The organism is Exiguobacterium mexicanum (genome assembly GCF_005960665.1).
GTDB lineage: Bacteria > Bacillota > Bacilli > Exiguobacteriales > Exiguobacteriaceae > Exiguobacterium > Exiguobacterium mexicanum_A.
The window spans coordinates 2,385,809-2,409,024 of record NZ_CP040676.1 but is presented as its reverse complement, the minus strand read 5'-3'; the positions used below and the strand labels follow the sequence as shown (position 1 = coordinate 2,409,024).

General features: G+C 51.7%; 23 protein-coding genes. 11 read left to right on the top strand and 12 right to left on the bottom strand.

The annotated features are described in order from the left end of the window. Window positions 1-60: 60 nt before the first annotated feature. A complete protein-coding gene (locus tag FED52_RS12785) occupies window positions 61-840 on the bottom strand; it encodes a helix-turn-helix domain-containing protein (RefSeq protein ID WP_138860108.1) in 780 nt (259 codons plus the stop codon). 114 nt (window positions 841-954) lie between these two features. Between FED52_RS12785 and FED52_RS12780 the strand changes: the two genes are divergently transcribed. After that, the gene (locus FED52_RS12780) at window positions 955-2,604 is read left to right on the top strand and encodes a glycoside hydrolase family 13 protein (protein ID WP_138860107.1); all 1,650 of its coding nucleotides are present in this window, start codon (window positions 955-957) and stop codon (window positions 2,602-2,604) included. Between the two features lie 104 nt (window positions 2,605-2,708). Beyond that, window positions 2,709-3,215: a flavodoxin domain-containing protein gene (locus FED52_RS12775; RefSeq protein ID WP_138860106.1), complete on the top strand. Its 507-nt coding sequence runs from the start codon at window positions 2,709-2,711 to the stop codon at window positions 3,213-3,215. Here FED52_RS12775 and FED52_RS12770 read toward each other — a convergent pair. After that, window positions 3,179-4,777 carry a glycoside hydrolase family 55 protein gene (locus FED52_RS12770; protein WP_138860105.1) on the bottom strand — a complete coding sequence of 533 codons (1,599 nt, stop codon included), beginning with the start codon at window positions 4,775-4,777 and terminating at the stop codon, window positions 3,179-3,181. The genes FED52_RS12775 and FED52_RS12770 overlap by 37 nt on opposite strands. A 268-nt stretch (window positions 4,778-5,045) precedes the next feature. On the opposite strand from FED52_RS12770, the gene FED52_RS12765 reads away from it, so the two are divergent. The 4 genes from FED52_RS12765 (at window position 5,046) to FED52_RS12750 (ending at window position 6,863) form a co-directional block, all read left to right on the top strand. Further along, window positions 5,046-5,246 (top strand): cold-shock protein, encoded by a 201-nt coding sequence (locus FED52_RS12765; RefSeq protein WP_016507985.1) that lies wholly within the window; start codon window positions 5,046-5,048, stop codon window positions 5,244-5,246. A gap of 128 nt (window positions 5,247-5,374) precedes the next feature. Continuing rightward, window positions 5,375-5,788 (top strand): pyridoxamine 5'-phosphate oxidase family protein, encoded by a 414-nt coding sequence (locus tag FED52_RS12760; RefSeq protein ID WP_138860104.1) that lies wholly within the window; start codon window positions 5,375-5,377, stop codon window positions 5,786-5,788. Between the two features lie 192 nt (window positions 5,789-5,980). Further along, window positions 5,981-6,484 carry a DoxX family protein gene (locus FED52_RS12755; protein WP_029596303.1) on the top strand — a complete coding sequence of 168 codons (504 nt, stop codon included), beginning with the start codon at window positions 5,981-5,983 and terminating at the stop codon, window positions 6,482-6,484. Between the two features lie 82 nt (window positions 6,485-6,566). Continuing rightward, window positions 6,567-6,863, top strand: a complete 297-nt coding sequence (locus FED52_RS12750) for a DUF3817 domain-containing protein (protein WP_029596302.1) — start codon at window positions 6,567-6,569, stop codon at window positions 6,861-6,863. 24 nt (window positions 6,864-6,887) lie between these two features. Here FED52_RS12750 and FED52_RS12745 read toward each other — a convergent pair whose 3' ends face one another. Next, window positions 6,888-8,141 carry an MFS transporter gene (locus FED52_RS12745; protein WP_138860103.1) on the bottom strand — a complete coding sequence of 418 codons (1,254 nt, stop codon included), beginning with the start codon at window positions 8,139-8,141 and terminating at the stop codon, window positions 6,888-6,890. Window positions 8,142-8,251: 110 nt separating this feature from the next. Between FED52_RS12745 and FED52_RS12740 the strand changes: the two genes are divergently transcribed. Continuing rightward, the gene (locus FED52_RS12740) at window positions 8,252-9,442 is read left to right on the top strand and encodes a helix-turn-helix domain-containing protein (RefSeq protein WP_138860102.1); all 1,191 of its coding nucleotides are present in this window, start codon (window positions 8,252-8,254) and stop codon (window positions 9,440-9,442) included. A 4-nt stretch (window positions 9,443-9,446) separates the two neighbouring features. Here FED52_RS12740 and FED52_RS12735 read toward each other — a convergent pair whose 3' ends face one another. Continuing rightward, a complete protein-coding gene (locus tag FED52_RS12735) occupies window positions 9,447-10,454 on the bottom strand; it encodes a S66 family peptidase (protein WP_138860101.1) in 1,008 nt (335 codons plus the stop codon). A 63-nt stretch (window positions 10,455-10,517) separates the two neighbouring features. Next, window positions 10,518-10,844 (bottom strand): winged helix-turn-helix transcriptional regulator, encoded by a 327-nt coding sequence (locus FED52_RS12730; protein ID WP_138860100.1) that lies wholly within the window; start codon window positions 10,842-10,844, stop codon window positions 10,518-10,520. Between the two features lie 106 nt (window positions 10,845-10,950). Here FED52_RS12730 and FED52_RS12725 point away from each other — a divergent pair, with 106 nt between their 5' ends. Then, a complete protein-coding gene (locus FED52_RS12725; protein WP_138860099.1) occupies window positions 10,951-11,751 on the top strand; it encodes a VOC family protein in 801 nt (266 codons plus the stop codon). A gap of 14 nt (window positions 11,752-11,765) precedes the next feature. Here the strand turns inward: FED52_RS12725 and FED52_RS12720 are convergent, their stop codons facing one another. Next, window positions 11,766-12,758 (bottom strand): 5'-3' exonuclease, encoded by a 993-nt coding sequence (locus tag FED52_RS12720; protein WP_034780689.1) that lies wholly within the window; start codon window positions 12,756-12,758, stop codon window positions 11,766-11,768. 192 nt (window positions 12,759-12,950) lie between these two features. Next, complete coding sequence (locus FED52_RS12715; protein ID WP_034780692.1) at window positions 12,951-14,273, bottom strand: hemolysin family protein; 1,323 nt, start codon at window positions 14,271-14,273, stop codon at window positions 12,951-12,953. A 191-nt stretch (window positions 14,274-14,464) separates the two neighbouring features. Here FED52_RS12715 and FED52_RS12710 point away from each other — a divergent pair, with 191 nt between their 5' ends. Beyond that, a complete protein-coding gene (locus FED52_RS12710; protein WP_034780694.1) occupies window positions 14,465-15,262 on the top strand; it encodes a glucose 1-dehydrogenase in 798 nt (265 codons plus the stop codon). Window positions 15,263-15,303: 41 nt separating this feature from the next. Here the strand turns inward: FED52_RS12710 and FED52_RS12705 are convergent, their stop codons facing one another. Further along, window positions 15,304-17,259: a HAMP domain-containing sensor histidine kinase gene (locus tag FED52_RS12705; RefSeq protein WP_138860098.1), complete on the bottom strand. Its 1,956-nt coding sequence runs from the start codon at window positions 17,257-17,259 to the stop codon at window positions 15,304-15,306. A gap of 191 nt (window positions 17,260-17,450) precedes the next feature. On the opposite strand from FED52_RS12705, the gene FED52_RS12700 reads away from it, so the two are divergent. Together FED52_RS12700 and FED52_RS12695 are read left to right on the top strand one after the other, a co-directional pair. Then, on the top strand, window positions 17,451-17,771 hold the full coding sequence (locus tag FED52_RS12700) for a PadR family transcriptional regulator (protein ID WP_034780699.1): 321 nt from the start codon (window positions 17,451-17,453) through the stop codon (window positions 17,769-17,771). After that, the gene (locus FED52_RS12695) at window positions 17,768-18,793 is read left to right on the top strand and encodes a DUF4097 family beta strand repeat-containing protein (RefSeq protein WP_138860097.1); all 1,026 of its coding nucleotides are present in this window, start codon (window positions 17,768-17,770) and stop codon (window positions 18,791-18,793) included. The genes FED52_RS12700 and FED52_RS12695 overlap by 4 nt, the downstream gene beginning before the upstream one ends. Window positions 18,794-18,851: 58 nt before the next feature. Here FED52_RS12695 and FED52_RS12690 read toward each other — a convergent pair whose 3' ends face one another. The 4 genes from FED52_RS12690 to FED52_RS12675 all read right to left on the bottom strand — a co-directional run bounded on the left by FED52_RS12690 (window position 18,852) and on the right by FED52_RS12675 (window position 23,215). Next, window positions 18,852-19,547, bottom strand: coding sequence for a LutC/YkgG family protein (locus FED52_RS12690; protein ID WP_138860096.1), 696 nt, complete (start codon window positions 19,545-19,547; stop codon window positions 18,852-18,854). Continuing rightward, window positions 19,544-20,947: a LutB/LldF family L-lactate oxidation iron-sulfur protein gene (locus FED52_RS12685; protein ID WP_138860350.1), complete on the bottom strand. Its 1,404-nt coding sequence runs from the start codon at window positions 20,945-20,947 to the stop codon at window positions 19,544-19,546. The genes FED52_RS12690 and FED52_RS12685 overlap by 4 nt, the downstream gene beginning before the upstream one ends. Window positions 20,948-20,949: 2 nt before the next feature. Continuing rightward, on the bottom strand, window positions 20,950-21,687 hold the full coding sequence (locus FED52_RS12680) for a (Fe-S)-binding protein (protein WP_138860095.1): 738 nt from the start codon (window positions 21,685-21,687) through the stop codon (window positions 20,950-20,952). A 238-nt stretch (window positions 21,688-21,925) separates the two neighbouring features. Beyond that, window positions 21,926-23,215, bottom strand: a complete 1,290-nt coding sequence (locus FED52_RS12675; protein WP_138860094.1) for an NCS2 family permease — start codon at window positions 23,213-23,215, stop codon at window positions 21,926-21,928. Window position 23,216: the final 1 nt, after the last annotated feature.

The window sequence follows — 23,216 nt, the reverse complement described above, 5'->3', positions numbered from 1 at the left end:
GTGGTTGTCGTTGTTTACACCCATCTAACGGAGCGGTTCAAAAAATGGATCACTCTTTTTTTATTTTTTTTCGTTTTTTTGTTGAAGTGTGCGATACACCCCTGGTGCGACGCCATATTTTCGTTTAAAGATTCGATGAAAATATGGATAGGAGCGGAATCCGGACAGCTCGGCGATCCGTTCGAGAGAGTGTTGCGTATACTGCATCTGTTCTTCGGCGAGCTGGAGTCGAATCGATTGGGCATAGGCGACAATCGTCATGCCGGTCACTTCTTTGAACAAGTGGACGGTCCGCGATACACTGAGCCCGACCGCGTCGGCGACGTCCGCCACTTTGAAGTCGCTCGTGACGTTTCCTTCTATATAACGCATCATGCGTGACACGACCGGTGGCCGCACGTTCGCTTGCATTTCTTGGACGGAACGGTCGAGCATGAGAAGCAAGGCTTCAATCAGCGTTTCAATCAAGGCCGGACTTTGTTCAGTCGTCGGGCGTCGTGCCTCTTCGGTGATGTGTTGCCAGAGTGACAACAGGCGAGGGTCGATCGAGATGGACGTGATGCGGGAACGATTCGTCGCAGTCCACCACGTATCAAGTGATGAACCGTTGCAGAAGAGATGATAATCCCCGCTCGCCGGGGTGTCGACATGCAGTTCGTACTCGTCACCAGGTTTGACGAGCAACAAATCGCCAGGCCTTACCGTATACGTCTCTCCATTGACGACGATTCGTGCCGTGCCTTCAGTCTGCAAGCGAATCAAATACGTCTCCAATCGATTAGGGAAAGGAAAAGTGTAGGTCGTTGTATGATACGAATAGCCACAAAAGCCAATTTCCATCAAATCATCCTTTCTTAATAGCAAAATCGTGCATATTCTTATCATATCATGGATAGAAATCAAGGCGAGGAGCGGGTACGATGAAATCGACAGAACGTATGAGGAGGATGAAACATGAAACAATGGTGGAAAGAAGCGGTCGTCTATCAAATTTACCCGCGCAGCTTTAATGACTCGAACGGTGACGGGATTGGGGACATCCCTGGAATCACCGAGAAGATGTCGTATTTGGCGGAACTCGGCATCGATGTCATCTGGCTATCGCCGGTGTACGATTCACCGAACGACGACAACGGATACGACATCCGCAATTACCGGGCCATCATGGATGAGTTCGGAACGATGGACGATTTTGATGCGATGCTCGAAGAAGCGCATCGTCACGGCATCAAAATTATGATGGACCTCGTCGTCAACCACTCGTCGGACGAACACCAATGGTTCATGGAGTCGCGCTCCTCAAAAGACAGCCCATATCGGGACTACTACATTTGGAAAAAAGGCGAGAACGGTCAGCCACCGACGAACTGGGGTGCTTTCTTCGGAGGGAGTGCCTGGCAATACGATGAGGCAAGCGACGAATACTACTTGCATCTGTTCAGCAAAAAGCAACCAGACTTGAACTGGGAGTCAGAGACGTTGCGCCGTGAAGTATACGATTTGATGACGTACTGGCTCGACAAAGGGGTCGACGGTTTCCGAATGGATGTCATCAACATGATTTCGAAAGATCCGAGTTATCCAGACGGCGAGACGCGGGGGACAGGTTACGGGGACGGCACACCGTTCTTCTTCAATGGGCCGCGCATCCATGAGTTCATGCAGGAGATGAATCGTGAGGTCCTGTCGAAATACGATACGATCACGGTTGGTGAGATGCCGGGCGTCAGCGTCGACGAGGCGAAGCTTTATACAGGAACAGACCGTGACGAGTTGAACATGGTGTTCCATTTCGAACACGTCGACGTCGGCAACGGCAGTTTCGGCAAATGGAACCCGACGGACTGGAAGTTGACGGATTTGAAGACAATCTTCTCGCGTTGGCAAGAAGGTCTTGAGGAAGATGGCTGGAACAGTCTCTATTGGAGCAACCATGACCAACCGCGAGCCATTTCACGGTTCGGGAACGACTCGGACGAGTATCGTGTCGTCTCTGGCAAGATGCTGGCGACGCTCCTGCACATGCTGAAAGGGACGCCATACATCTATCAAGGTGAAGAGTTCGGGATGACGAACGTGGCGTTCGACTCGATTGATGAGTACCGTGACATCGAGACACTCAACGCGTATCGGGATTACACGACGAATGGCTTATTGACGCATGATGAGATTTTCCGCGGTATTCACGCACGTGGGCGCGACAACTCGCGGACACCGGTCCAGTGGTCGGCCGAGGCGCAAGGCGGATTCACGTCCGGAACGCCTTGGATTGGGGTCAACCCGAACTATACGACCGTGAACGCGGAAGCGGCGCGGCGTGATCCAGACTCGCTGTTCCATTACTATCGCCAGTTGATTCAGCTCCGGAAACAAAATCCGATCGTTGTCTACGGGAGGTATGAACTGTTACTCCCAGACGATGAAGCGGTATACGCCTTCACTCGAACGTTCGAAGGGGAGACGTGGCTCGTGCTCTGCAACTTCTCGGATGAGACGGTGACACGCGAACTCCCGTATGACGTGACAGAACGTGTCATCGGGAACATGGAACCGATCGAACCGTTCACGCTTCGTCCGTACGAAGCGCAAGTGTATAAAGTGTGACGAAAAAAACTCGCCTCCTTGGCGAGTTTTTGTTGTGTCGTTAGTAAAGATGACCCGTTTCGGGAATAAGGATAGGAGAGTCTGAACGAAAAGGGGGAAACGCGATGAATACGTTAATCGCTTATTCGACCCGCTACGGGACGAGTGAGAAAGTTGCCCATTTGTTGGCCGAACGGCTTCCGGGAGACGTTCACATCCAAAATGTAGTCGAGCAGCCGGATGTCGAGTGGGAGACGGTCGACCATGTGATTGTCGGCAGCTCGATCCGGATGGGCAAAATTCAAGACGAGATGACGGCTTGGCTGCACAGGAACGAAACCCAACTGCTCAAACGACCGCTCGGCCTCTATTTATGTGCCGGTACGCCGACTGCGGCCGAACGGCAACGAGAACTCGAGGATGCTTATCGAGAAGTGTTGCGGGCACATGCTTATTTCGTCGAAGTCGTCGGCAACGGCTATGATTTCGAACGAATGGGCTTTCTCGACAAAGCTATCGTCCGCATGATGGCGAAACAGACGGTGAGTTCACTCAATTTAGATGAGGCGATGCTCGATGAACTCGTCGAGGCGGCTCAAGCGTCGTTGCGTACGCGATCGGAAAACCCATAAGCGAATAAGTCGTGGGCCTCGATCGGGCTACTGGTGGAGATGAGCACATCTCCACTTTTTTGTTCGCCTTCAATTCGGCGGAGCATGACGTTCGTGAGCTGTCCGCCGACTTTCAACGCGACCGGGGCCGAGTGACGGCAAATGACATCCTCAATCGTGACGTCATCGGTTCGATTATCCCCGCCGAACAGTTCGATGTCGGCCCGGCCCGAAGTAAAACCACTTGTCGCAATCCGCTTCAAGCGGACGTTCCGGGATTTGTATTGAATGGCAAGCGCCGGGTTTCCGCGATAGTCATACTCCGGATTCCCGATGGCTGTGAATCCATGAATCAATACGTCTTGGTACGCCGATACGACGAGGCTGCGTGCCGAAGATTTCTTATATAGCTTCGAGCGGACCGGCTCCATCGAGACGAGATTCGTGCCCGACAGGAAACGTGCCGTCTTCGACTGCGGGTCATCGGCCAAGTGGTGGCTGATGTGCCGGAAGTTGAACGAGCGATTATCGTGATACGAGAAGTGTCCGAATATGTGGACGTCATGGGCGGCTGAAGACGTCCCGTGCGCCTTCACTTCGACGCCCCCGAAGCAACCCTCGCTCATATTATTGACGAGCGTGACATGGCGTGATCCGTCATCAATCTCGATCCCGTTCGAGTTCGAGAATCCATGGGCATGGGTGCGTCCATGTGGATGATGACAATAGCAGTTCGTGATATAGATGGCATCGCTATGATGGGTCGTGATGCCATCGTCGCCGTAATTCGTCGCCTCGCAATGATCGAGCCAGACGTAGCGGCTTCCTTTTTTGGCACGTAATCCGTCTCCCAAGTAATGATAGTGGGGGGCAGTGATATCAAATGCGTGTAACCCGGCGTTTTTTGCCGTGACGTGATGGATCCAACCGAATTTGACGTGCGCGAACGTCAATGCGCTCGAAGCGGTATCGCCACTCGAGGTCCGGTCGACGTCACCGAGACGCTCCACGTTCCAATCGAGCGTCAAATGTGAGACTTCGATATGATGATTGCCGGCAAACGGCGTTGCGTTTCGAAGCAACCGTCGATGTTTCGGGGCCCGGTCTGAGAGTTTAATCATCGTATCCTGCTGGCCGGCGCCTTCAAGCACACAGTTCGACGGGATGCGGATGCCGCGGACGAGATATACGCCGGCCGGCACGTGAACGTGGCGGTTCGACCTGAGGGCGAGCCGGAAAGCAAGCGTGCAATCCGTCAAACCATCCCCGACGGCGCCATAATCGGTGACGTCGACATGGTGGCGTATCGCTTGTCTCAAATTTAAGTGCTCGGCATCGAGCCGGCGCATCCACACCGGACGGACGATTCCATCTACCGTCTCGAGCGGCAACGAACTTGTCACCGGGATGATGCGTTCGGTCATCGGCAGGTGAGAGAGATAGGTTTTTGCTTGATCGGGATAGTGGGCCTGTCGTGTTGTCTCATGCCAATTAAGTGTTTCCTTCATTAGATCACCGAGCGCCCAGTTCGAATGACGGGCGATGGTGGCGGCGATATTCGAGCGATCGATATGTGCGGTCATATGGTTCATCCTCCTAGCGTTCACTACAATTGGATGTACCCGTTTTAGAAGTATTTTTAGCAAACCGAAGTATTTAGTAGACAGAAGCATTTATCCGTGGTATATTCTATATGTGCTTAATTAAGAATAGCTGGAAACATAATTCACAAAACGCTTTGGATTATTTTTCGTTTAAGATAATCCTAGAGGTTTGTGATTTTTTATTTGGTCAGTTTTTTCTAGTAAGGCACTACTAGAACGCACAGCGTTTATTTCAGGAGGGTTCATTATGAACACAGGTAAAGTAAAATGGTTTAACTCAGAAAAAGGTTACGGCTTCATCGAAATGGAAGGCGGAGACGACGTATTCGTACACTTCTCAGCAATCCAAGGCGACGGCTTCAAGACACTTGAAGAAGGCCAAGCAGTAACTTTCGAAATCACTGACGGAGCTCGTGGACCACAAGCTTCTAACGTTGAAAAAATCTAATCTTCCTTATCTCAAGGAATTTTATAACCTGCTCGCTTCGGCGAGCAGGTTTTTTGTTGTCCGCGTGTTTAATCACTTGCCCCAGGGGAATCAATATACGAGTGACTATCACAAGGAGGTTTTTCGGAATGGATGCAATGCAAACGGCAAAACAGATTTTAGATCATAGTAACGTAGGGACAATGGCAACGGTTTATAAAGGGAAGCCGCACAGCCGTTATATGACATTTTTCCATGATGACTTGACGCTCTACACCGCAACTTCGAAAGAAACGGATAAAGTGGATGAACTGAAAAATAATCCGTATACACATATTTTGATTGGCTATGACGGGGACGGCGTCGGGGATACGTACCTCGAGATTTTAGGCGAGGCGAGTGTATCTGACGATGAATCGATGAAAGAAAAGGTATGGAACGAGAAACTCGAAGGTTGGTTCGACGGTCCGGATGATCCAAAACTCGTCATCTTAAAAATCGCGCCACAATCGATGCGCGTGATGAATAAAAAAGGACAGCCACCTCAAGAGGTGAAGTTGTAACTCAAACAAGGACGTCCCTCGCGGACGTCCTTTTCGAATTGACTAATTTCCAAAAAGTGACTGACCTGTGACGCACATATGAACGAAACGTGAACTTTTGTCCTAACCTATGTGAAAAGATGAACATGGATGGTATATTGTGAATGTAATCACATATAAGTCATCATTCACTCATTCTAAGGAGGAATTATCATGTTCACAAAATTTTGGCAGAACCACAACGTCGCCACCGGTATTTTGACAGTCCTTCGCGTCTGGCTCGGCTATCACTGGCTCACAGCAGGTTGGGGCAAAATCACAGGCGGATTTGGTTCAGAAGGATATCTTCAAAACGCAGCTTCTCTCGCCACGGGTGATCACCCAGCCGTTGCCGGTTGGTGGGCAGCATTCCTTGAAAACTTCGCCATCCCGAACGCAGCCTTGTTCGATGTGTTGATCCCATACGGTGAATTCCTAGTCGGTCTTGGACTCTTAGTGGGTGCCCTCACACGTAGCGCAGCCTTCTTCGGTCTCGTCATGAACATGGCGTTCTTGCTCTCAGGTACGGTCAGCACGAACCCGACGATGTTAATCGTATCAGTCCTCATTCTCGTCGCAGGCTACAATGCTGGTAAACTTGGCGTCGATGGATTGTTCCTTCGCAAGTTCGTGGAAACAAAAGTCATGCATCGTTCACCAAATCGTCAAATAGCGTAACGACTTTATGACGTTCTCCTGTGACAAACCTCACCACTTTCGGCTACGATGAACGTAGCATCGATTGAAAAGGAGAACGAATATGAACGCGACACATTTTAAATGGCTCGGATACACAGAAGGAGTGTCTTTCTTACTCTTGTTGCTCATCGCGATGCCGCTCAAGTATTTGGCGGGCATGCCGCTCGCTGTCAGTATCGTCGGCGCCGCCCATGGTTTCCTGTTCGTCGCTTACGTGGCGGCAGCCGTCTATATGGCATGGCGTTTCAACTGGGGCTTCAAAGTGTTGGTCCTCGCCGTCATGGCGTCGGTCATCCCACTCGGACCGTTCTTGTTAGAGAAACGCGTCCTTCCATCAACAGAAAAGACATCGAACTGAAAAACGTTCGATGTCTTTTTGTGTTCACGCACTTTCTGCTTTCGCTGACACATTTGCTTTTTCGGCAGCGATGTCGTGACGGATCCGATACATCGCGAACAACGTAATGGTGAGCAGGCAGAGCATACAAATCGTATAGAGTGAAGCGACCGGCATCCATTCGCTCAATAGGCCAAACACGATGAATCCGAACGGTGTGATGCCCATGGCGAGGGATTCGAGAACACCGATCACGCGACCGAGATAACTTGGTTCCGTGTTCGTCTGTAAATAGAGATGGATGGGGATATTGACGCGGATGATGAAGAATCCGCTTAATAAGGCGAAACCAGCGAAGAAGACGATAGCTGGTGTGACTGAGAAGTCAAAATAGAGCGGGACGGCCGGTCCGATAAAGAGGCAACTGATAATGATTAGCGCGGTTCGGGTCGTGGCTAGCCGATGCTTGATTTGAAAGACCGGTAACGCATGGGCGAGCGAGGCGACTAAAAAGCCGACGGCGAACATGCTCTCTAAAAAGCCAAACTGGAGGGGACTGACACCGATTTCCTGTAAAGCGACAATAGGAAACAAAATTTCTGAGGCGACGAAGAAGAAGTTGAGCAAGGCGGCAAGAACGGTCAATGTCCATAATACCCGTTGTTGTTTCAAATAGCGGAAGCCGGACCGGACGTCGTCCCATGTCGATTGGTTAGAAGAGATGCGTTCATGCGTTCGGAACGTGAGACGAGAAGCGACAAGGGCGGCGATAACAAACAAGAGGGATGAACTGAGCAGGAAGGTCGAGATCGGTAACAGTTTGAACAAGGCACCCGCTAACAATGGTGTACCGATGCTCGAAACGGAAATGACAGTTTGAATCAATGAGTTGGCGCGTTGAAGTTCTCCCTGATTGAACAAGAGCGGAATCGAACTCGACAACGTGACCGATAAGAAAGTCGAGACGATAGAGAGCAGACATGTGATAATCAAGAAAGCAGGTACGCCGAACGTCCAAACGAGACTCGCGATGCCAGCAACCAAAAATAATAAGGCGTTTACTGACTCCATCGTGATAATCACGCGTTTGCGATTCAATTTGTCGGCGAATGCCCCGGCAAACGGAGATAATAAAACGCGCGGTACTGTGCCGGCGAGTAGGACGAGCGCGAACTGTAGTCCCGAGCCAGATGTGGTCAGGACGGTCAATCCGGCGACGAAGGTGAAGAGACTGGATGCAAACAACGACATGAATTTTCCGAGCAATAATACATACAAGTTTGATGAAGTGGTCGTCATATCGATTCTCCTTTACAGTTAAGTTCAATCTGATTTAACTTTATAGTAAACGATGACACTCGATTTGTATACAATAAGTTCAATTAAATTTAACTTTTAAGAGGTGCTCTATGATTGGACAACGGATTAAAGCATTACGCAAAGAAAAAAAACTGACGCAAAGCCAGCTCGCTGAAGGCATCATCACGAAATCGATGCTCAGTATGATTGAGAACGGCAAAGCAGAGACGTCGATGCGCAGCCTTCGTGAAATCGCGAAACGACTCGACGTGTCGGTACAGTCATTGCTCGTCGATCCTCGCGAGGAGGACTTACAGAAAATCGTCGAAGAGATTGAATATGCGCAATTGACGCTCGATCAGTGGACTGAAAAAGCCACGCATGAAGCACTCACTCCGTACCTAGAGCCCGAGATGAACTCAGTATGGCAAGGTCGTGCCTATATCATTATGGGAGACCAATTGAGATATAGCGACAAACGGGCTGAACTGTTAACGTTTTATGAGCGTGCCATCACCTTATTTGAGCGACTCGGGGAAAGAGATGAGCTAGCGATGGCGCTTGTTGGAAAAGCGTTTTATCACATTTTATGGAATGAGTTCGAGGAAGCTAGCGCGCAAATCAATCGAATGGAATGGTTAGATGTGCGAAACATGTCTTCGAGAACCCGAATCGAATATGCGATGCTACTCGTTATGAAAGAGCTGACGTATGAAGGCGATTTGTCAGGAGCTATTCGTCATTTAGATGATGCGCTTCAATATATGCATCAGACACGAACGTACTATCGAGCGGATGATGTATATCGGACCATCGCGTTATGTTCGCTGTATTTGAAGGACGAACAGCGAATCGATGAAGCATTTGTGAAAGCGAGACAATACATTCAGTTCACGGACGATCACGTCGCAAAAGTAAGACTCGCATTGTCAGAAGCGCTCTATGCTATCCATTATCGTCGTGTCGAACACCTAGGACGACATATCGAAGAAATGGAACGACTGCTAGCTGAAGATTACCCATTCATCGCCGCGATTGAAATGTCAAAAGGCGTCTACTACGCGATGAAAGGGGAAAAAGAAACAGGGGACAAGGCGTTCGACCGTCTATGGGAAGGAATGGATGATTGGAAGGCACATAGTTTGATTGACCAGGCCGTGTATTTCGAGGGTGTGCTGATTGGGGCGAGCTACGGATGTGGGGATAAGTTAATCCCGTTTATTCGTGAAGCCGTCGAAAAGCTCCCAGAAGGATTTTACCGGACACATTTGACTGAGCTGTTACAACAAATCAAGGGCTGACGCGTCAGCCCTTGAACGTTTGGACGAGTGTCCCTTTGCCGTTCTCGACTTGAATCGAGGCATGGGCACCGTTGATCAGTGTCATTTGCGGCGGGACGTGTCCGCAGTCGATGTCGTAGATGACAGGAACGTCGAGCAATGCCTGTAGTTCCGTATACACGTCCTCTGCCGTGTAGCCTTGGACGGGCTGTTGGGCCGCACTGCGTCCGAACAGAATGCCAGACGTATGATCGAACCAACCGGCCCACTTCATTTGAAGCAGGGTCCGTTTGAGTGCCGGTACATCGAGCTCGGCGTTCTCGAAATACCAAAGAATCGGTTCCCCGTTCAAATGAATCTGTTGGAACGTAGCGACGTCGCCATACGGTGTGCCGATCGTATGCAACAAGACGTCGATACAGCCGCCGAGCAATCGCCCGGTCGCTTCCGTCCCGCCGAGTGATTTCCATTCGGTCGGCTCGGTCAAGTGATACACATGAGGGCTCGGGTTCTCATGCTGCCACTCTTTTTGGAACTGTTCCGAGGCGAGCTGGATGACTGTCTCGCCTTCTTTCGCCGATACGACGTCGAGCCAACGCGAGCTCGTCGCGTCCCATTCTTCGCCGCGCAGGTCGACGAGGTTTGTGCCGTGGGCCGAGGCGATGCCGGTCTTGAGTGTGTATACGAATAAAAATAAGCTGACGTCCGAATATCCGAGCATCCATTTCGGCGGGAGCGCATCCCAGTCGATGGTGTCTAATAGCTCGATCAATAAGACGCCGCCCCATGGCGGAATAATCAGGTCAATGGCCTCGTCATGGAACAAGCGCGTCAACTCATCGGCCCGGACTTCTGCCGGTGCCGATTTCGCTTTGTCCTGCGTCCAGACCGATGGTTCAAATTGGAGCGTGAAGCCATGGCGGGTGAATGTGGCTTCGGCCTCGTGGAGCAACTTGTGCAGTTCAGCAGGAACACCCGATGAAGGGGCCGTCACACCGAAGTGATGACCGGTTAACTGTGGATAACGAATCATGTGAGCCTCCTGTGGATAAGTGATAGATAATGTTGCGGAAATGGGTTATCCACATGTGGACAATTATTTGTTGCGCATGCGTTCGGCGTGTTGAATGCCCCAGGCGTTCATCGTCTCGAGCACCGGGATGAGCGTTTTCCCATACTCGCTCAAGCGATAGTCGACACGAGGCGGCACCTCCGGATAGACGGTCCGGATGATGATGTCTTGCTCCTCTAAATCGCGGAGCTGGGCCGTCAAAATCTTTTGACTGATGTTCGGAAGGGAACGTTTCAATTCGCTGAACCGCAACGTGTCTTCGTTGATGAGTGCGAGTAAAATCGATGGTTTCCATTTTCCCGTGATCATCTCGAGTGCGGTATCGACCTCACAGCTTGAAATCAGTGGCATCTGCCTCACTCCTCTCTAAGTATCCTTTAGGTAACTATACCACCTTTTTGTGCCGTCTTCTGTCGATCCTACTTAGCGAGTATACTGAGGACAGAGGTGATTAACTATGAAATTAACAAACATACAACTCGGCGCTGTCACGCTGCGCGTCAATGATTTAGAAACGATGAAAACGTATTATGAGCACGTCATCGGAATGGATGTACTCGAGACGTCAGAACATCGCGTCACGCTCGGAACGAACGAAATGGCGCTCGTCGTCTTACATGAAGTGAAGGGTGTTCGTCTGAATCCACGGGCAGCCGGCTTGTTCCATATGGCCATTTTATTGCCGGACCGTGTCGAACTCGGACGGATTCTTCGTCATTTGATTGAGCAACGGATTGAAGTCGGCCAAGGTGATCATTTGGTCAGCGAGGCGTTTTATTTGAGCGACCCGGAAGGCAACGGCATCGAGCTCTACGCGGATCGTCCCCGAGAGCAGTGGGAATATGAAGCGAACGGTCATGTGAAGATGTCGACGGACCCGGTTGAATATGAATCGATGCTCGAGGCGGCGGCCGACCGTCCGTTCACGGGCCTTCCGAACGGGACGACGATGGGGCATGTCCACTTCAAAGTACGTTCCCTAGAAGCGGCAAAATTATTCTATCAAGATCGTCTCGGTTTCACGGTGACGACCGATTCGTATCCAGGCGCCTTATTTTTAGCGGCCGACGGGTATCATCACCATATCGGGACGAACGTCTGGGCCCGGCCGAGCCAGGCGATGGGACAAGAGGCCGGTCTGGAGGCGTGGACGCTTTTGGTCGACGCAGAGACAAACCGCGCGCTTGGCGGGACGACACCGGAATGGTCGCTCACCGACGATGATGGCATCAAGGTAAATATAAAAAGCGTGGACTAATTGTCCGCGCTTTTTTAGCGTGCTGAAATTTTCTTTTGACTCGAATCAAACGAGAGGCGAATGCCGCGTTTTTGATACGCTTGTTCGACACGTTTTGAATTGATACTGAGCTCAAGATGAGCGAGTTTCAAGTGTTCGAGTTCTGGCACCGTGACATCGAGACGGACGAGCTCCATGTTGCGCTCGGCCTTTTTACGTGTGCGTCTCAAGTTACGGGGCACTTCTTCTGACGTCAGTGCCGCGATCGTTTCATTGATTAATTGTCGTTTGTCGCCTTTGACGCTTAGCGCCGTATAGAGCTTATCAAGCGAACCAAAGCGTTTGATCAACTGGACCGATTGGCTTTCGTCCAATCCGGCCACAGGCGGGATCCCGTCTGAACGGTCTCCTGTCAATGCTTTGACTGCTGAGAGCTGTTTTGGCTTCAATCCTTCGTACAACGCCGCAATCTCCTCAGGACGAATCTCGAGATGTCGCTTGAGCGGGAGCGGGCGATTGTCTTTGATGTCGCAACGAGCCTGCATTTGTTGCAACTCTTGCGTTTGAAGCCAAACGGTGATGCGTGGGCTCACGAGCTGAAGCAAGTCCTTGTCTTTCGTCATGATGACGACAGGAGCGCTACAGCTAAACTTCCGAGCGATATGAGCGATCAAATCTTCTCCTTCATAGCCTTCGACTTGATATTGCGGAATCCCGCTATCTTCAAGCAATTGGCGCATGAGTTCCATTTGAGCTTTCAACTCGGGTGGTGTCTGGCGGCGACGGCGTTTATAGCCTGGATAAAGCTCGCGGCGCCATAATGTTTCACGTGAGACGTCCCACACGACGACAAAATGAGTCGGACGATGTCTACGTAGAATCGTCCGGATGAGGCCGGTCATACCGATGACGGCACTCCGATCGTTTTTAGATACCTCGCGTCCTTTTTTCGTTCGGCTCGCGGCGGCACCGTAATAGGCACTGGCCAGCATGGAGTTTCCGTCAATTAAAAATAGTTTACGTTCCATGCGTAACCTTCTTTCTGTAGTTGTTGGACCGAACATTCATGAACTGTTCGGTGATGTTGTGTCAATGAGTGACACGCACTCAAATAAGCAACATATGTGCAGTATATCACGACAAGGTCTGAAAATATAGCGACAGTTCGGACCGTCTACGAAAAGCCCTCCCCGATTTTTCGGGGAGAGCGGTCTAATAGGTCAGTCGAGTTCAGGTTGAATCTCGTCTTTATGAGCCAAAATCAAATCGACGAAAACGATGCGGTGATTGTCGATTTCACGAACAATCAGCTCATGTTCGCCCGGTAAGACGAAGCGTTCTCCAGTACGTGCATTCGCTTTTTGTGATAAGACGAAGCCGCCGATCGTATCGACATCATCCTCGATTTCGATGCCGAACCGTTCTTCGATCTCTTGCGTCAAGACGAGACCGGACAGGCGATAATGCCCGGGTGTGACTTCGGTGATTTCAGCTTGCTCGTCACGGTCGAATTCATCACGAATCTCCCCAACGATTTCCTCGAGGATATCTTCAATCGTGAGAAGTCCCGCCGTACCCCCATACTCGTCGATGACGAGACACATCATCGTCCGCGCGTTCTGCATTTTCACCATTGCCTCTTGAAGCGGCGTGAACTCCGTCACGAGCGGGAGTTGATGGATGAACGATTCGAACGGGGCGTCGCTCTTGACGAGTTGAGCGGTGAATAGCTGCTTAGCGTTAATAAAGCCAAGCACATCATCGCGGTCACCATCACGGGTGACCGGATAGCGCGTATATTGGTGCTCTTGGACGGTAGCGATAATCGTCTCAATCGAGTCTTCTTCGTCGATGGTCACCATGTTCATCCGTGGGACCATCGCGTCTTTGGCGACACGTTCGTCGAAAGAGAAGATATTTTGAACGTAGGCGAGCTCATTCTCGTTAATTTCTCCACTGCGGAAACTCTCGGTCATGATGATTTTGAGTTCTTCTTCCGAGTGCGCCGTCTCCTGTGCCGTCGTCTGTACGCCGAACAAGCGAAGTGTCAGCCGGGCTGTGCCGTTTAGCACGTGGATGAACGGATACAATAATTTCGTGAAGAAATAAAGCGGTCGGGCGACGAGCAGTGTCAAGCGCTCGGCTTCGTGCACGGCCAGTGTTTTCGGGACCAGTTCCCCGATGACGACGTGCAAGAAGGCAATCAGTAAGAAGGCAATCAAAAAGGATAGGACGGTAGCGAGCGATGTCGATACGTTCAAGCGGTCGACAAGCGGTTGAATCATCCCTTCGATTTGATCCGCACCGATCCAACCGAGACCGAGTGCGGCGAGCGTGATACCGAACTGTGAAGCCGATAGCGAGTCATCAAGGTTTTCAATCACCTTTTTGGCGACAGAGGCCCGTTTGTTTCCCTCGAGCACGAGTTGGTCAAGACGGGCGCCGCGCACTTTAACAATCGAGAATTCAGCCGCCACAAAAAAGGCGGTCATGAAAATGAGCAGGGCGACGATCAATAAGCTGAATAACATGGGACTGTCCAAAAATTCCCCCAAAAATCGGGGAGTCACCTCCATTAGAATAAGTTGTATGTCGTTCAGGAGAATCCCTGAAAACGAATAGTTTGTTTCAGTATAGTAGATTTGCCACAAATATTCAAAAAACAGCCTAAAAGGTTTCACGAAGAGGGGAATGAGGGAACTACAAATCGAGAAGAGACGAAGGAGGAATTGATATGGCTAACTATCCAGAACTGAAAGGCAAAGTCGCAGTCATCACCGGCAGTTCGAAAGGACTCGGTCGAGCGATTGCAGAGCGTTACGCAAAAGAAGGGGTCCATGTCGTCCTGAACTATCGCAGCAGTGAAGACGAGATGAAGAAAGTGATTCAAGGAATTGAAGAGGCTGGCGGCAAGGCAGTCGCGGTGAAAGGTGACGTCGCGGAAGAAGGACTCGCCGAGAAGATGATTGAAACGGCCGTGTCCGAGTTCGGGAAGATGGACATCTTCGTCAATAATGCAGGGGTGCAGGTCGAAGCAAAAACGCATGAGATGGAACTCGACAACTGGAAGAAAATCATCGACACGAACTTGACTGGAACGTTCCTTGGTGTGCGGGCCGCTCTCAAATATTTTGTGGAGCACAAAATCCAAGGGAACATCATCAACATGTCGTCGGTGCATGAAGTGATTCCGCGTCCTGGTTATACCCATTACGCAGCGAGTAAGGGTGGCGTCAAGATGTTCACGAAATCGGTCGCGCTCGAGTACGCACCGAACAAGATCCGTGTCAACGGCATCGCGCCGGGCGCGATCGACACACCGATCAACGAAGAGACAATGCAAGACCCGGAAGAGAAAAAAGGACTTGAGGCACTTATCCCGACGCATGAGATCGGGCGTCCTGAACAGATTGCGGCCGTGGCGGCCTGGCTTGCTTCTGACGAGTCGTCGTACGTCACAGGCGCGACGATTTTCGCGGATGGCGGTCTATCGCTGTACCCGGCTTTCGGACCTGAAAATAAAGTACAATGACGAAAGGGAGGACTCGCTTTACACGAGTCCTCCCTTGTTCGTTAGCTGCTCATCTGGTCTTCCATACTATACTTTGGCAAGATAATCGTGAACGTCGAGCCATGGCCGACGCTCGAATCGACTCGAATCGAGCCGCCGTGTCCTTCAGCAATCTCTTTACAGATGGCGAGGCCGAGGCCCGTGCCACCGATTTTACGGCTGGCCGAATTGTCGACGCGATAAAACTTGTCGAACAGTTTCGGCAATGCCGCCATCGGAATCCCGATGCCTGTGTCTTGAATGGAAATCTCGATGACGTCTGATTTATCATTTGTAACGCAGACGGCCACTTTCCCGCCATCCGGCGAGTACTTAATCGCATTGTGGAGCAAGTTCGTGAACAGCTGACTGAGCCGATCCCGGTCACCATATACATAGAGATTTGTGTCACATTCGAGGGCGAGCTGATGATGTTCGCTCGCGCCTTGGTGGACGGCAATCGTCTCTTTCAAGATGTCATGCAGGCTCTCCGGTTGGCTATGGTACGTCTGTTTGCCGGACTCCATCCGTTGCACGTCCAATAAGTTTGAAATCAAGTCCTCGAGACGTAGCGTCTCTTGGTGAATCATCCCTAAATATTGATCGGTGCGCTCCGCGGCCATCGTCCGATAGCGAAGCAGCTCGGTGAAGCCGATGATGCTCGTGAGCGGTGTGCGCAGTTCGTGCGACACGGTCGAGACGAGCTCTGTCTTCAATCGATCGACCTCGGTCTCTTGCGTCACATCCCGGAAGACGAGCATCGTGCCATGACGGGTACCGCGCAAGTGGATTTTCTCCGCATACATTTGGATGAATCGTTCTTCTTGATTCATCGAGAACGTCACGCTTTCCTCCATGCTCTCACCGTCAAACGCACGGCGCATGAACGAGAAGAACGAGTCTTTTTGATCGACTTGGAGGCCGAGTTCTTCTAAATCAACATCCAAGCGATACAGGTCCATCTCGTTCCGTTTCGTGACGGCTTGATTGAACATGATAAAGAGGGCCTGGTTAGCGAATTTTTCATGCGTCGTATGCTCCACATAAATGACCGCATCACGAATCGAGTGAAGGAGCCGCGCCGTCTTCTCACGTTCTTCCTCGACTTGATTGCGTTGAGTCGCGAGCGAAGAGGCCATTTGACGGAAGGAGTTCGTCAATTGTCCAACCTCGTTTCGTGACGACACAGCCGCCGGGATCGGGATGATCCGTTCGTCCGCCAAACGTTCACTGTTGATGATCAACTCATGAAGTTGACCGGTCAGTCGTTGGACGTAAGGACGGGCGGCGATGAAGAGGACGAGCAAGACCGCTAAGAGAGAGAGGAGCCATAACACTTGGGCCCACTTCGTATGTGTGGCCAGTTGTTCCCGTAGCAGATTCTCTTCTTCATTCAATGAGTTGCGATACTCCGTGAATACGGTCTCCATGTCGACGATGCTCGCGCTCATGTCAGCGGCACTTTTCGAATTGATCTTGAATTTGCGATCGGCAGGTGGTTCCGCTTGCGGATTTACTTTACCGAGCGTCGGCATTTTCAAGAACGGTTCAGTGATCGTTCCTTCGCGTTTGGCGACAACGTAACGCTCAAGGCTAGGCATGACGCGTTGTTGATAGGCCGAGAAGAGCGTCCGAGCATCACTTGCATATGTCTTTTCTTTTTCAGTGACCGCGTTCGTCTCGAACCAAGCGGTCTGGGTTTCGATCAATTCTTGTTTGTCTTTGACGCGAGTGAGCATCGCCTCGTCGCCGAGGATGACATAGCCACGCATTTCATATTGCATCGACTGCCACGTCTCGAATAGCTCGGTCGCATTTGTGCGCCGTTCGCTAATGTTTTCGAGCGATGACGTCGTCTGTTCGATTCGGTTTTCCGTATACATGTACACGGCGAGTGAGGTAAGGAGGATCAGTCCGATGAATAAATAGAAGACGAATAAAAACTGTCTTCCGATCCGCTGGTCAATCCATGCTTTCATAAAGACCGGTCCTTCCTGGAACTGCGTACGTTCCTACTATGACAAATATCCTGCGAGTGTTGTTCCTTCATTGTACAGATTTGAACCAGTTGTTTCCACCAATCAAGAAATAAGCGGAAATTTAACTATTATCTATTGAATAATAGTGAATGATAAGCTATTGTTTAATGTATAATAGAGGAGGCGAATAAATGAACCCTCAGTTCAAGAAAGGCGTACTCAATTTATGTGTGCTCGCGCTCGTCGAGACGCATGACCGCTACGGGTATGAGCTCGTGCAAGCCATTTCGGCAAAAGTCGCCATCTCAGAAGGAGCCGTCTACCCGCTCCTAAGGCGGCTTACGTCAGACGGGTACTTCACGACGTATTTAAAAGAATCGGCAGAAGGACCACCGCGAAAGTACTACGCCATCACGGAGCAGGGGAAAGCTCATTTGGCGGAACTACGCGCAGAATGGGAGACGTTCACGACCGGCGTCAACGAATTGATCGAAGGGGGAACGGACAAATGACAGAAGAACAGTATTTATTGGAACTCGAACGGTTACTGATGGGAATGAGCGTCATCGATCGGGTTGATGTTTTACGGGATGTGTCGGAGTACTTTGCGAGCGGACGACTCGACGGGAAAAGTGATGCGGCAATGGTCGAAGAGCTCGGGACACCAAGCGCACTCGCGAGCGAGTTGCTCGGCACGGTCGAGCCACTCACTGCAGAGCGAAAGGAACTGGCTATTGTGAAAAGTCCGAACGTGGCGTTCCGAAACGTCTCGATCAACGTCCTGCAAGCACACGTCAAAGTCGTCCCATCTGATGGCGGCTTTGCCTACGCGACGCTCGAGACGGAACGGGATCACGGGGTGACGATGGATATCGTTGGGGACACGCTCGAAATCCGAATTGAGTCAGAACGTCGTTTCGGTCTGTCGAACCTATTTTCCTGGATCGTCACGAAAGCACCGGTGTTACACGTCGAGCTGCCGCGCCATGCGTATGAAAAAGTCATGATCAAAAACCGTCTCGGCTCGTGCAATATGAGCAATGTTGACGCCACGTCGGTCGACGTCGAGAGTGAGAATGGGAGCATCACGGCCCACACAGTTCGCGCCGATCGTGCCTCATTCCGTTCCTCGAACGGAAAAGTCAGTTTGACGTCGATAACAGGACAGATCCTTGACGCGCAATCATCGAACGGTAGTGTGGAAGTGGGCGCCTCGAACGTCGACCGCCTCGAAATTCAATCGTCGAACGGTCGCCTCGATATTAACGACGTGACAGGAGCGATTGAGGGGAAAACCTCGAATGGCCGCATCGACTGTGTGATTGATGTGATTGAGCATCCAATCCGTCTGAAGACGAACAATGGCCGCATCGATATGCGTCTGAAGCAAGATCCGCGTGACGCCGTCATTCGGGCTAAGACGAGAAACGGCAAAGTCGAGCTGTTCGGGGATCGGGCGAACGAGCGGACGTTCGGGGACGGAGCGGTTGAAGTCAAACTGACGAGCTCAAACGGGAGTATCACGGTCGAATAAACTGAACACAAAAAGACTCGCTACGTGAATGGCTTCATCACGCGGCGAGTCTTTTTCCTTATAAGTCATGGACGAGCAAGTAGGCGACACGGACAGGTCCGTGGACGCCGACAATCAAATTCATCTCGATATCGGCTGAGTTCGATGGGCCGGAGATGAAGTTGACACCGTTTGGCGAGGCGAGGTCACCGGTGCGGTCAAGTTCGGCTAATTTTTTGGCTGCCTGTGTCATCCGCGGCACGAGCACCGATTTCGGGATGATGGCAATATGGTCGCGCGGCAACAAGCTGATTGTGCGTGACTTCCCTGGAGCCGCGTACTGGACGATCGTCGCACTCTCGGCGAGGGCCTGGTCGGCAATCGTGATACCGATATCGGCCTTCACGGCGAGGGCACGGCTGTCTTCTGGCCGCTCCGCATCCCACCAGTCGAACGATTCGCTCGTTTGGGGCGCCCATGCCTGGATTCGGTCGTCACGTTCCGCGATGATGCTCTGCCCATCATACCGTTCAATCAAGAGACGGAGTGTATCATCGAGGTTAGCCGACTCGCATTCGACGACGTCAGTATGGATGCGTGTCGCGACCATCCGGAACGTCTCGAGCAGTTCCTCGTCAGAGGCGTCTTTCAGCACCTCGTCTTGCGGGCGGTGCTTATACACGCGTTTCGGCGGCGTCAAGTCGACGTCACGTCCGAGCTGTCCGGCGATTCGTTTTAGAAAGTCTTCGCGATTGGTGATCGTTCCTGGATTCATTCTACATTCCCCCGTTTCTTGAACCAATCCCGTACCGTCTGCTTGGCGGGTTGCGGCAAGTCTTTCGAATCCGTCCAGGCCGGCAAGCCTTTCTCGATTTGTCCCGCTTTCGTGAATGGGGACGATGCGAACGGCGCGATGTGTTCGGCCGCTTCGAACAAGAACGGGCTCGACGACGTGACCGCAAAGCCTTTCATGGCAATGCGCTCGACGAACGGTGACTGTTTTTTCTCTTCGACGATGACACGGCGATGTTCGATCAATAGCTCGTGGAGCGGAATCTTGACCGGGCAGGCTTCCGTACAGGCACCGCATAGACTCGAGGCATACGGCAACTCTTTATAATTCTCGTAGCCGTCGAGGAGCGGGGCGAGCACGGCGCCGATCGGACCCGGATAAATCGAGCCGTAGGCATGACCACCGATGTGGCGGTACACGGGACAGACGTTGATACAGGCCGCACAACGGATGCATTGAAGGACAGATTGGAACTGTGTGCCGAGGATGCCGGAACGTTTGTTGTCGACGATGACGAGATGGAACTCCTCAGGTCCATCGACTTCGCCGTGATCGCGCGTGCCAGCGAACGTCGTGATGTACGAGGTGAGTCGTTGACCGACGGCGCTCCGGCACAACATGTTGACGAGTACTTCGAACTCCTCGTATGACGGGACGATCCGTTCCATCCCCATGACGGAAATGACAGTGTCCGGAAGCGACGTCACCATGCGGCCGTTCCCTTCGTTCGTGACGAGTCCGACGGCACCGCTCTCGGCGATGGCGAAGTTACAGCCGGTGATGCCGACCTCCGCTTTCAAAAAGTCTTTTCGTAACTCACGGCGTGCATAGCGCCCGAGCTCGGTCGGGTCGTTCGTCCCTTCGTAGCCGTGGGCCGTGAACGTCTCATGGACAGCGTTCCGGTCTTTATGGAGGGCCGGGGCGACGATATGCGACGGCGGATCATTATCGAGTTGAAGGATCCATTCCCCGAGGTCGGACTCGACGACCGTGCAACCTTCCTCATGGAGCGCCTCGTTCAGCCCGATTTCTTCTGTCACCATCGACTTCGATTTGACGACATGTTTGGCGTTTTTGGCGTGTACAACTTCCCGGATATAACGGTTTGCTTCTTCCGGCGTCTCGGCGAAGAAGACGTTGCCGCCTCGTTTCGAGATGTTCTCGCTCAATTGATATAAGTAATAGTCGAGATGTTCGAGTACGTGTTGGCGAATCTCTTCCGAATGGTCCCGGAACGCTTCCCAATCCCCGAGTTCACCTGCCGCGTTTAAACGACCGTCACGCAGACGGTTTTGCGCCGAACTGACAGCCTGACGCATGAACGGATTGTCGATTCCGTCTTTACGTCGATCCTGAAACTTCTCATCTAACCGAATCCCCATACTCATGCTTGTTTCACCCCTTCGTTCAACACTTCCGCGATATGCATCACTTTGATCGGATGACCTTGTTTATGCAAACGTCCCCCGATGTTCATCAGACATGAAGCGTCAGCCCCAATCAACACTTCGGCTCCCGAGTTCAAGATCGACTCGACTTTCTCATCGACCATCTGCACCGAGACGTCTGGCATTTTGACGGAGAACGTCCCCCCGAAGCCACAACAGTTGTGGACATTGTCGAGCGGGAGCATCGTCAATCCGTCGACATTTTTAAGGAGTTGGCCCGGTGCCGCCTCGATTCCGAGGAGGCGCGTCATATGACAAGACGCATGATACGTTGCCTTGGCTGGGAACTTGGCCCCGACGTCCGTCACTTCGAGCACGTCAACGATGAACTGCGTCAACTCGAACGTCTTCGCCGCATGAGCCTCGGCCCGCGCCTTCCAAACGGGATCATCTTTAAATAAATGTGGATAGTCGCGCATCATCATGACACAAGATCCAGACGGACCGACGATATACTCAGCATCCGCCTTCTCGAACGTCTCAATCATATGTTTCGCAATCTTTTTCGTCTCTTCATGGTAGCCACTATTGTAAGCGGGCTGCCCGCAACACGTTTGTTCAAATGGGAAACTGACTTCACAACCTAGATGTTCTAATAGTTCGACCGTCGCTTGTCCTACCGATGGGAACAACGTATCGGAGAGACAAGTGACGAACAGCGCCACGTTAGGCATGTCCATTCCTTCTTTCCTGTTCTTAGTCAAAATCGAAAACGGTTTCACAGTTATTATTCCATAATAAACGAGGTCAAAAAAGAAAAATGGAACGATTCTCACAAAAAATTGTCAAATCCTGTCTAATTGAGAACTAAATGATAATGAATCAATATTCAGAAGATGACTGCTATAAAACAGCATTACCCTGCCCGATAACAGAAAAACCCTCATCGGTCGACGAGGGCTCGAATCTAACTTATAAGAAAAACATTTCCAGGATGAATAGCGCGCCGAACAAGTAGATGAGCGGGTGGACTGTTTCTTTGTTCATCGCTTTAAAAATCGGATACAGGATGAAACCGAAGGCAATCCCGCGTTCGATACTGCCTGAGAGCGGCATGATGAGAATCGTCATGAACGCCGGGAAGTATTCGCTGAAGTCTGTCCAGTCGATGTAACGGACGTTCGTCAACATGAGCGCACCGACGATGATGAGGGCCGGTGCCGTGATGGCGGCAACACCAGAGATGGCACCGATGAGCGGGCTGAAGAACAATGTCAGTCCGAACATGGCGGCCACGACCGCTGTCGTAAGACCGGTCCGTCCGCCTTGGGCGACACCGGCGGCCGACTCGATATAAGCCGTCGACGGGCTCGTCCCGACGAGCGAGCCGCCCATCGTCGCGAGCGAATCGGCGAACAAGGCGCGGTGCCCGTTTTCGATCGTCCCATCTTCTTTCAACAAGTTGGCCTGTTTTCCGACACCGACGAGTGTTCCGGTCGTATCGAACAACGTGACGAGGAAGAACGACAAGACGGCACCGAACAAACCGTACTGGATGACGTCCGAGAACGCCGTGAGCGGATTGACCATAAGTCCTTCCGGCAATGTCGGCATCGCCGTCACGCCTTCAATCTTCAAGAGACCCATGAAGGTGGCCGCGATGCCTGTGAGCACCATCCCGATGAGGAGTGAGCCCGGCACGTTCTGTGAGAACAAGAGGGCCGAGACGATCAAACCGCCGAGGACGAGCAGGACGCTTGGCGACGACAAGTCCCCGAGGCGAACGAGGTTTGCTTCATCGGCGACGATGAGTCCTGACAACTTCAATCCGAGCGAGGCGATGAACAAACCAATACCGGTCGTGATGGCGTGCTTGAGCGAGGCCGGGATGGCTTGAATCAGTTTCGTCCGAATCGGTGACAGCGACAAAATCAAGAAGAAGACCGATGAGACGAAGACGACGCCGAGCGCGGCGGACGGCGTGATCTGTTGCTGGGCGACGAGCGTATACGCGAAGAATGCGTTCAGTCCCATCCCTGGGGCGACGGCAATCGGAAGGTTGGCGTAGAACGCCATGAGCCCGGTACCGATCAAGATGGCGATGATGGTCGCCGTGAATGCCTGGGCGAACGGGATGCCGGCATCTGACAGAATTGCCGGGTTGACGACAGAGATATAAGCCATCGTCACGAACGTTGTGATGCCTGCCATCACTTCTTGTTTAACGTTCGTACCATGTTGTTTCAATTGAAATAAGTTCATG